We start from the raw sequence: 9,810 nt of genomic DNA on the forward strand, positions 1-9,810 counted from the left end.
CGGAGCGTCACGTCCCGGCCGGCGAGCAGCGACGCCAGCGCCTGCTTCGTGGTCGCGGTTGGTTCTATGCCGGCGAGACGGATCTCGCGTCCGTCATCGAGACGGACGCTGCGCGCATCGACGATGGATGCGACGCGGCCCTCGCCTTGGGACTCGAATTGGCACGGCGCCGCGAGCGCGGCGGGACTCGCGACGAGAAAAATGGCGACGATGAAGTGAAGCAGCCGCGTCACGTTGCCCGGAGAGGTTGCGTTACGCTTCGACATTAACCCAAACGGTGCCAACAACGAAGGGGCCCTCGTGGGCAAAGCGAAGCGTGCCCACGTCTTCGGTTCGTCGCTCGGGCTCGTGGGCACGGCGCTGACGCGCCTTTGCCCACCCTACGACACCTCGTGTGACGGCTCGTTGTTGTCTCGCACCCGTCATTGCGAGCGTAGCGAAGCAATCCAGAATCCCTCCGCGGAAGGACTCTGGATTGCTTCGTCGCAAGCGCTCCTCGCAATGACGTGGAAACATCTTCCGTCCTCTCACCATTCCGCTTTGCGGAAAACATGCGCGGCAATCCTGCTCTCGCAGCGTCCTCGCGCTTGCTGCGCTCTTGCGCATGCGGCATGATTGCGGCAACAGCGATGACCAAGAGCAATAACCAAGCCGCCACCAGAGTACGGCGCGATAAAGGGAGGTCGTTTTCCATGAAGCATGTTTTGTCCGGCATTTTTGCCGCCGCGTTTGCTCTCAGCGCGAGCGCTGTGCAGGCCGAGGACAAGCCACCGCTGAAGATCGGCGGCATCTTGGACATGTCGAGCCTCTATGCCGACATCACCGGCCCCGGCAGCGAGACCGCGGCCAAGATGGCTGTCGAGGATTTTGGCGGCGAGGTGCTCGGACGCAAGATCCAGGTGCTCGCGGCCGACCATCAAAACAAGGCCGATCTCTCCGCCAACATCGCCCGCGACATGCTCGACAACCAGGGCGTCGAGATGATCTACGACGTCGCGGCCTCCGCGACGGCGCTAGCCGCCGGCGAGATCGCCAAGGCGCGCAACAAGATCGTCATCTTCAACGGTCCGGGCTCGATCCGTCTCACCAACGAGGCCTGCGGTCCCTATACCGTGCACTACGTATTCGACACGTTCGGCCAGGCCAACGTGACCGGCCTCGCCGCCGTGAAGTCGGGCCTCGACACCTGGTACTTCCTCACGGCTGACTACGCCTTCGGCCAGGATCTGGAGAAGGACACCAGCGCCGTCGTCACCAAGACCGGCGGCAAAGTGCTGGGCAGCGTGCGCCATCCGCTCAACACGTCGGATTTCTCGTCGTTCCTGCTGCAGGCGCAGGCCTCGAAAGCCAAGGTGATCGGTCTTGCCAATGCCGGCGGCGACACCGTCAACGCCATCAAGCAAGCTGCCGAGTTCGGCATCACCAAGGGCGGCCAAAAAGTGTCGCCACTGCTCGCCTTCGTCACCGACATCGACTCGATCGGGCTCGAGACCGCGCAGGGCCTGCTGCTGGCCGAAGCGTTCTACTGGGACATGAACGACGAGACGCGCGCCTTCTCGAAGCGCTTTCAGGAGCGTGTGAAGCGGCCGCCGACCTCGGCGCAAGCCGGCGTCTATTCCTCCGTGACGCATTACCTGAAGGCGGTGAAAGCGGCCGGGACGACCGACGCGGCCACCGTGATGAAGGTGATGAAGGAAACGCCGATCAACGATTTCTTCGCCAAGGGTGGCAAGATCCGCGAGGACGGCCGCATGATCCACGACATGTATCTGTTCGAGGTGAAGAAGCCGTCGGAGTCCAAGGGCCGCTGGGACGATTACAAGCTGCTCGCCACCGTGCCCGGCAGCGAGGCGTTCCAATCGCTGGAGCAGTCGCGCTGCCCGCTGGTGAAGAAGTGACGGCGTGACGATATCACGCCCGTCATTGCGAGGAGCTCTTGCGACGAAGCAATCCAGGACGAAGCAATCCAGTCTGCATCCGCGGACACATCTCTGGATTGCTTCGCTTCGCTCGCAATGACGGTGTGGTCATAGCCCGGTCAAACAACAACAAGGGAGACGCCCCATGAACGACATGGTCCTGCAAAAGCTCGAAGGCGGGCTGCTCACCATCACCATGAACCGCCCCGAGCGGAAGAATGCGCTCAACCCCGAGATGGTCGCGGGGTTGGTCGAAGCCGCGCGCCGTGCGGCCGACGATGCGGAGGTGCGTGCGGTGTTGTTCAAGGGCGCCGGCGGCTCGTTCTGCGTCGGCGGTGACGTCAAGTCGATGGCGGCAGGCCGGGCGCCGCTGCCGTTCGATCAGAAGCTTGCGAGCCTCCGCCGCGGCATGGAGGTCTCGCGCATCCTGCACCAGATGCCGAAACCCGTGGTGGCGCAGCTCGACGGCGCCGCGGCCGGCGCGGGTCTGTCGATGGCGCTGTCGTGCGATCTGCGCATCGCCTCCGAATCCTGCAAGATCACGACCGCCTTTGCCAAGGTCGGCTTCTCCGGCGATTACGGCGGCACCTATTTCCTGACGCAGCTGCTCGGCAGCGCGCGGGCGCGCGAGCTCTATCTGATGTCGCCGGTGCTGACTGCGAAGGAAGCGCATGCGATCGGCATGGTGACGAAGGTCGTGTCCGATTCCGAGATCGACGGCGCCGCGCACGAGCTCGCGATGTCGCTGGCGCAGGGGCCCTCGATCGCGCTCGGCTTCATCAAGCGCAACATCAACAATGCCGAGCATCTCGCCCTGGAGGACTGCTTCGACGGCGAGGCGATCCATCACACGCGCTGCGGCGACACCGAAGACCACAAGGAGGCCGCCAAGGCCTTTGTGGAGAAGCGCAAACCGGCCTTCAGGGGCGCATGACCATGGCGCCCTATATGCGGTTGCGGCAGATCTGCCTGGTCGCGCCGCAGCTCGCGCCTGTCGTCTCCGACATCGCGGAGATCATGGGCCTCACCGTGTGCTATCGCGACGGCAATGTCGCCAAATACGGCCTGGAGAACGCGCTGCTCCCGGTCGATACGATTTTGCTGGAGGTGGTCGCACCTTTCAAGGACGGCACCACGGCCGGCCGCTTCATCGAGAAGACCGGCGGCCGCGGCGGCTACATGGCGATCTTCTGCTGTAACGACCCCGACGAGCGCGGACGCAACGCCAATGCGTTCGGCGTCCGAACCGCCAACGTCATCGATCACGCGCCCTATCACGGCGTCCAACTCCACCCCCGCGACTGCCGCGCCGCCTTCATCGAGTTCAACCATACCGAAGGCAGCGACGACATCTTGGGGCCGTATCCGCCGGCGGGACCGGATTGGCAGAGGTGCATCCGCAAGGATGTGACGCAGGCGCTTGCTGGCGTGGAGATGCAAAGCCCGGATCCGCAAGGCCTCGCGGAGCATTGGGGCAAGATCATCGGCGTTGCGCCGAGCGGCGCCGAATTGAAGCTGCCCAACGCCACCTTCCGTTTCGTGAAGGGTGCAAGCGAAATCATGAGCGCGTTGGAGTTTCGCGTGACCGATATCGCGCAGGTGCTGCACGCGGCGCGGGCGAACGGGCATGCGGTGGCGGGGAATGAGTTCCTGCTGGGCGGAGTGACGTTCCGCGTCAGTTGAATTGTCGGCACATGTCTCACCGCATCGTCATGCCCGGGCTTGTCCCGGGCATCCACGTTCTTGGGCTGGAGTGATGGTGTGAGGAGGGACGTGGATGGCCGGGACAAGCCCGGCCATGACGGGTAGAGTGATCGAAAAAGCCAAGGACTCTCCATGCCGCACCCGCTCGACAGCTTCTTCGCTCCCGCCAGCATTGCGCTGATCGGGGCCTCGCGCGATCACGAGAAGATCCCGGGCCGGCTGCTGTCGATGCTGCGCAAGAACGAGTATCCCGGAAAGATCTACCCGGTGAACCCGAACTACGGGGATATCGACGGGCTCGCCTGCTACAAATCGATCGCAGAGATCGGCGCGCCCATCGACCTCGCCGTCATCATCATCCCGGCCCGCGCCGTGCTGGCCGCGCTCGAGCAATGCGCTACCGCCGGCGTCAAGAACGCCGTGATCATCTCCTCCGGTTTTGCCGAGGAGGGCGGCGACAGCGCGGCGATGCAGGATGCGATCGCGGCGCTGTCGAAGCGCACCGGCATGCGGATTTCCGGTCCGAACGCCGAGGGCTTCTTCAGCCAGGTGCAGCGCGTGGCGGCGACCTTCAGTCCCGCCGTCGATGTCAAGCCCGGCGTGGTGCCGCTCGTTGCGACGATGAGGCGGATCGGCATCGTCGCGCAGAGCGGCGGTATCGGCTTTGCCTATTATCATCGCGCGCGGGCACTCGGCCTCGCCGTCAGTTATGTCGTCAGCGCCGGCAATGAATCCGATCTCGGCGCCGGCGAGTTCCTGGATTATCTGGTGCAGGATTCCTCGACCGACGTGATCCTGCTGTTCATCGAAGGCATCCGCGACGTCGAAAAGTTTCTGGCCGCCGCTAGGTACGCGGCGGAGCAGAAGAAGCCGGTCATCGTGACAAAAGTCGGCCGCTCCGGCGCAGGCCAGCGCGCTGCCGCCTCGCATACCGCGAGCATGGCCGGCTGGTCGGCGGCCTATGATGCGGTGTTCGCAAGATACGGCTTCATTGTCTCCAACGATCTCGACGAGGCGCTGACGATCGCGGCCGTGCTTACCAGCAATCCGCTGCCGAAGGGCGATCGCGTTGCCGTCGTCACCGTCTCAGGCGGCGCCGGCATCTGGGGCGCCGATGCCGTGGCGCTGCAAGGCTTGCAGGTGCCGGAGCTTTCCGAGCCGATCCAGGCGGGGATCAAGGCGTTGATGCCGTCCTATGGCACGGCGCGCAACCCGATCGACGTCACCGCGCAGGGCGTCACCTCCGGCGGCCTGCAGAAGAGCGTCGACGTGCTCACCGCCTCCGACGAGGTCGATGCGATCCTGGTCGTGCTGTCGCTGTCGAGCGAGGTGCGCAAGCCGTTCAAGGAAGAGGAATTGACGCCGGTGCTCTCGGCGCAGCACAAGCCGGTACTGTTCTATTCCTACACGGTGCCATCCGACTTTGCGCGCCGTGAGCTCGCCAAATCCGGTGCCGTGGTGCTCACGGGCCTTACGCATGTCGGCGTCGCGATGCGGCAGCTCGTCGACTACGCCAGTTTCAAGCTGACGCCGCCTGCGGACGCCGCGCGGCTGCCGGCGCGCGATCTCTCCGCGTATCTGAAGTCGCCGGTCTTGTCCGAGGCCGACAGCAAGACATTGCTCCGCGCCGCGGGCCTCACGCTGCCGGACGAAGTGATGGTGAAGGACAAGAGCGAGCTCGACGAGGCGGTCGCCCGCGTCGGCTTCCCCCTGGCGATGAAGATCCAGTCGCCCGATATCTCTCACAAGAGCGAAGTCGGCGGCGTGCGCGTCAACATCACCACCAAGGGCGAGGTGTTTCTGGCATTTGAGGCCCTGCTGGACAATGTGCGCAAGCATCGGCCTGAGGCGAGCATTCAAGGCGTGCTGGTCGGCCCGATGGCGAAGCGCGGCGTCGAGATCATCGTCGGCACGATGACTGACGCGACCTTCGGTCCCATGGTGATGGTGGGTCTCGGCGGCATCACCACAGAACTATTCCGCGACGTCATCTATCGTCCCGCGCCGGTGAGTGCGGAGGAGGCGGACGAGATGCTGGCTAGCCTGAAGGCAGCGTCATTGCTGAATGGATTTCGTGGAGCGGCGAAGGCGGACGTGCCGGCTCTATCGCAACTGATCGCCGACATCTCCTTGCTTGCGGCGCGGCATGCAAACGAGATCGCGGAGATCGAGCTCAATCCGGTGCTGGTGCACGCCGAGGGGCAGGGCGTCACGATCGTCGATGCGCTGGTGGTGGGGCGCGGTTAACCCCTCTCCCCTTGTGGGAGAGGGTGGCTCGCCGCGTAGCGGCGAGACGGGTGAGGGGTCTCTATCCTCACGAACAGTCCAGCGAGTGGATAGATACCCCTCATCCGGCGCTTCGCGCCACCTTCTCCCACAAGGGGAGAAGGAAGGAAGAAGCTACCTTCCCCTAAAATTCGCCGCGCGCCGCTCTTCCGTAGCCTTCACGCCTTCCTTGAAATCTTCCGTCGCACGCAACCTGGTCTGCTCGGCGAGCTCGTGATTGGTGGCGGCCATGACGCGATCAGCCAATCCCGCACGCATCGTGGCGCGGGTGGAGAGCAGGCCGAGCGGGGAGCATTCGGCGATCTCGCCGGCGAGCTTCATCGCGGCCGCCTTGACCTGATCCTGCGGCACCAGCTCGTTGGCGAGGCCCCACTTGACCGCTTCCTCGCCGGTGACGCGGCGGCTGGTGTAGAACATCAGCTCGGCGTTGTTCTTGCCGATCAGCTCGGGCAGCGTCGTTGTCAGGCCGAAGCCGGGATGAAAGCCGAGTTTTGTAAAATTCGCGGAGAAGCGCGCCTCGGGGCAGGTGACGCGGAAATCGGCGGAGACTGCGAGGCCCAATCCGCCACCGATGGCGGCGCCTTGTACGGCCGCGACGATCGGCTTCTTGGCGCGGAAGATGCGAACGGCCTGGATGTAGAGATGGTTGATCGCCCCGAGGCTGTCGGCGGGGTCGCCCTTCTTGTCGGCTTCGCGCGCTTCCTGCGCCTGCCGCGCCGGATCCTGGAAATTGGCACCGGCGCAGAAGGCCTTGCCCTGTGCCGAGAGAACGGAGGCGCGGATCTCGATGTCGCGGTCGAATTCGTCCAGCGCATCCGCGATCTGGTTGATCAGCGAAATGTCGAAGAAGTTCAGCGGCGGGCGGCGGATCTCGATGGTGCCGACATGCCCGACCTTCTCGACGCCGATGTCTTTGTAAGTGCTCATGATAGTCCTCGATTGATTAGCGCAAACCAAGTCCGCGCGACTAGCGCAGCCCAAGTCCGCGGGCGATGATGCCGCGCAGCACCTCAGTGGTGCCGCCCTGGATGGTGAGTTTCGGCGCGGTCTTGATGGCAAAATCGAGTTGCCGCTCGAGCGTCTCGCGGTTGGTCGCGGTCTCCTCGACGAAGGCGGCGAGATCGCGCACGCGGTGCGGCAGCTGCTGCTCCCACACCGTGCCGATGTCCTTGACGATGGACGCCTCGACCACCGGCTCCTTGCCGGCTTCCAGCATCCCGGCCACGGAGACCGACATCCGCCGCATGGTGTGGAGCTGCGCGACGAGGCGGCCGATGCCTTCGGCGCTGCGCGTATCCGGGTTGGGGCCGACCGCGCGCACGAGCTCGGTCAGCACGTAATAAGTTTCGAGGAAACGCTCGGGACCCGAACGCTCATAGGCGAGCTCGCTCGTCGCCTGCTTCCAGGCACCATCGACCTCGCCGAGCACGTGATCGTCGGGGACGAAGAAGTCGGTGAAGACGACCTCGTTGAACTCGTACTGGCCGGTGATCTGGCCGATCGGGTTCACCTGGATGCCCGGCTGCTTCATCTTGACCAGGAACTGGGTCAGGCCATGACGGCGGTTTTCCTTGGTCGGCTGTGACGTCCGGAAGATCGCGATCATGTAGTCGGCGATGTGCGCCGACGAGGTCCAGATCTTGGTGCCGTTGATGAGATAGCCGCCGTCGGTCTTGGTCGCGCGGGTCTTCGCAGCGAACAGGTCCGAGCCGGAATTCGGCTCGCTCATGCCGATCGCAAAGCAGATCTCGCCGCGGCAGATTCGCGGCAGGATCTCCATCTTGATATGCTCGGGCGCGTATTTGATCAGCACCGGCCCGCTCTGGCGGTCGGCGACGAAGAAGCGCCGCGTCGGCGCGTTGGCGACGCGCATCTCCTCGGTCACCACGTAACGTTCGAGGAAGGAGCGTTCCTGGCCGCCATATTTCTTCGGCCAGGTCATCCCCAGCCAGCCCTTGGCGCCGACCCGGCGGGAGAATTCCGGCGCGTCGGTGTCCTCGCGGTTGGGCTTGTGCGGATCGAAAGTGCCGGCGGCGATTTCCTCGGCGAGGAAGGCGCGCACTTCCTTGCGCAATTGCTTGCACTTTTCGGGCAGGCGGATCGGATCGAAACGGAGGGCAGCGGTCATTGTTTCTCTCCCTGATCAGCGCGACGCCACGAGTGGCCACAATTCGTCGGCGCCGCGGTTTGCGACCAGCTTGCCGAGCTCGACGGCCCAATGGCTCTCCGAGCCGAAATCGTCGCGCCAGGCCAGCGCCCGCAGCGAATAGCGGTGCAGGATGTGCTCGAGCGTGAAGCCGATCGCGCCGTGAACCTGATGCGCGATGGCGCCGCCCTTTTCCGCGGCTTCCGCGCAGCGGATCTTTGCGGAGGCGGCTTCGAGATAGACCTCGTCGTCAAAACTCTTCGCGTTCGCGATGGCGTCGGCCGCAGAGGTTGCAGCCGCAAGGGCCGCGGCGGATTCACCGGCGAGGCGCGCCAGATTGTGCTGCACCGCCTGAAACTTGGAGATCTTCTTCTCGAAGGCGACGCGCTCGTTGGAATAGCACACGGAGATGTCGAGCATCGATTCCAGCGCGCCCGCGATCTGCAGGCTCCGCGCAACGCCGCCCATCAGCATCATCGTGGTCTGGTCAAAGCCCTTCGGCGCGGCCTTGAGCGTGACGGACGGGACCTTGTCGAGCGTCACGGTGTCGCTGTGGTCGTAGCCGACATTGAGCCCCGCCTCGATCCGCGCCTTGGCCGCGTCGACCAGCGCGATCGAGACGCCGTCCTTGCCATGTGCGAGCACTGCAAAATGCTTGGCCGCCTTCGCAAAAGGTACGCCGCGGGCGCGGCCGGAGAGTGAACCGTCGGCATTCAGGGTGATGCGATCCTTCGGCGATGCCGGCAGCACCGTCATCTCGCCCTCGGGCGAGGCGATCTTCGCCTGCGCCAGCAGCCAGCCGGCCAGCATGGTCTCGGCCAGCGGAACCGCCACGGCGAAACGGCCGGCGGCGTTCAGCAGCGCAAAGCCATCGGCCAAGCCCGCGCCGGAGCCGCCGAGATCATCAGGCACCCAGGACAATGGCAGGCCGGCTTCGCTCAGCGCCTGCCAAAGCGGCCCCTGCCAGGAATTCTTCTTGTCGTTGTTGATCTCTTGCGGATCGGCAAGATCGGCGAAGATCTTCTCCGCGGTCTCGACGACGATGTTGTCACTCTCCGCCACAGCGTTCCCCGTGTTTTGCCGTTGGCGCGTCTCGCCTCGTTGAGCGAACCGCGCAGGTCTTCTTGCGCCCGATGATCCGAAAAAGCCATGGCCCTGACAAGCGTTGATCGCAGGTCAACCTGCGGCGCAGGCATGGGCGAAGAGCCGACAGGGGCTAATTCCGCTTAGCGGAGTTTGCTCGATTTGCAGGGCGCCGCAAACTCGCTAAACAAGGCCAGCTCTTTTCAAGGCTTGCATCAGAACCAAGGGAAGGAAATCCGGATGGCCAAAGACAGCTTGTGTGCAATCGTGACGGGGTCTGCCTCCGGCCTTGGCGCTGCGACGGCGGAAATTCTTGCGCGCAGCGGGGCGCGGCTCGTCATCAACTATTCGTCGAGCCAGAAGGAGGCCGAGGCCACGGCAGAGCTGTGCCGCAAGGCCGGCGCTGCGGAAGTCCTGGTCGCGCAGGGCGACGTTTCCAAGGACGAGGATTGCCGCAAGATCGTCGCGGCCGCCAGCGGCTGGGGCCGGCTCGACATCCTCGTCAACAATGCCGGCACCACCAAGCATGTCGCTCACGCCGATCTCGACGGCTTGTCGGCTGAAGATTTCCAGCGCCTTTATGGCGTCAACACCATCGGCCCGTTCCAGATGGTGCGCGCCGCGCGCAGCCTGCTCGAGGCGGGCGCGAAGGCTTCGGGGCGGCCCTCCGCT

General features: G+C 64.6%; 8 protein-coding genes and 1 pseudogene. 5 read left to right on the plus strand and 4 right to left on the minus strand.

Annotated elements, in window-relative coordinates:
* Positions 1 to 266: pseudogene (locus MOV75_RS15490) on the minus strand (nuclease); the annotation flags it as partial.
* Between the two features lie 426 nt (positions 267 to 692).
* Here MOV75_RS15490 and MOV75_RS15495 point away from each other — a divergent pair.
* The 4 genes from MOV75_RS15495 (at position 693) to MOV75_RS15510 (ending at position 5,870) form a co-directional block, all read left to right on the plus strand.
* Positions 693 to 1,898 (plus strand): ABC transporter substrate-binding protein, encoded by a 1,206-nt coding sequence (locus MOV75_RS15495; RefSeq protein ID WP_247006121.1) that lies wholly within the window; start codon positions 693 to 695, stop codon positions 1,896 to 1,898.
* Positions 1,899 to 2,064: 166 nt separating this feature from the next.
* Positions 2,065 to 2,853, plus strand: a complete 789-nt coding sequence (locus tag MOV75_RS15500; protein ID WP_247006123.1) for an enoyl-CoA hydratase — start codon at positions 2,065 to 2,067, stop codon at positions 2,851 to 2,853.
* A 2-nt stretch (positions 2,854 to 2,855) separates the two neighbouring features.
* On the plus strand, positions 2,856 to 3,602 hold the full coding sequence (locus tag MOV75_RS15505) for a hypothetical protein (protein ID WP_247006125.1): 747 nt from the start codon (positions 2,856 to 2,858) through the stop codon (positions 3,600 to 3,602).
* A 153-nt stretch (positions 3,603 to 3,755) separates the two neighbouring features.
* The gene (locus tag MOV75_RS15510) at positions 3,756 to 5,870 is read left to right on the plus strand and encodes an acetate--CoA ligase family protein (protein WP_247006127.1); all 2,115 of its coding nucleotides are present in this window, start codon (positions 3,756 to 3,758) and stop codon (positions 5,868 to 5,870) included.
* A 153-nt stretch (positions 5,871 to 6,023) separates the two neighbouring features.
* Here MOV75_RS15510 and MOV75_RS15515 read toward each other — a convergent pair whose 3' ends face one another.
* From MOV75_RS15515 to MOV75_RS15525, 3 genes are read right to left on the minus strand one after another with little or no spacing between them, the layout of a single operon-like run.
* The gene (locus MOV75_RS15515; protein WP_247006129.1) at positions 6,024 to 6,836 is read right to left on the minus strand and encodes an enoyl-CoA hydratase/isomerase family protein; all 813 of its coding nucleotides are present in this window, start codon (positions 6,834 to 6,836) and stop codon (positions 6,024 to 6,026) included.
* A gap of 40 nt (positions 6,837 to 6,876) precedes the next feature.
* Positions 6,877 to 8,037, minus strand: a complete 1,161-nt coding sequence (locus MOV75_RS15520; protein ID WP_247006130.1) for an acyl-CoA dehydrogenase family protein — start codon at positions 8,035 to 8,037, stop codon at positions 6,877 to 6,879.
* Positions 8,038 to 8,052: 15 nt separating this feature from the next.
* Positions 8,053 to 9,117: an acyl-CoA dehydrogenase family protein gene (locus tag MOV75_RS15525; protein ID WP_247006131.1), complete on the minus strand. Its 1,065-nt coding sequence runs from the start codon at positions 9,115 to 9,117 to the stop codon at positions 8,053 to 8,055.
* A gap of 261 nt (positions 9,118 to 9,378) precedes the next feature.
* On the opposite strand from MOV75_RS15525, the gene MOV75_RS15530 reads away from it, so the two are divergent.
* Positions 9,379 to 9,810, plus strand: a 432-nt coding sequence (locus MOV75_RS15530; RefSeq protein WP_247006132.1) for an SDR family NAD(P)-dependent oxidoreductase, incomplete at its 3' end; no start/stop codon positions are given.

This window comes from Bradyrhizobium sp. PRIMUS42 (genome assembly GCF_023006515.1).
Lineage (GTDB): Bacteria > Pseudomonadota > Alphaproteobacteria > Rhizobiales > Xanthobacteraceae > Bradyrhizobium.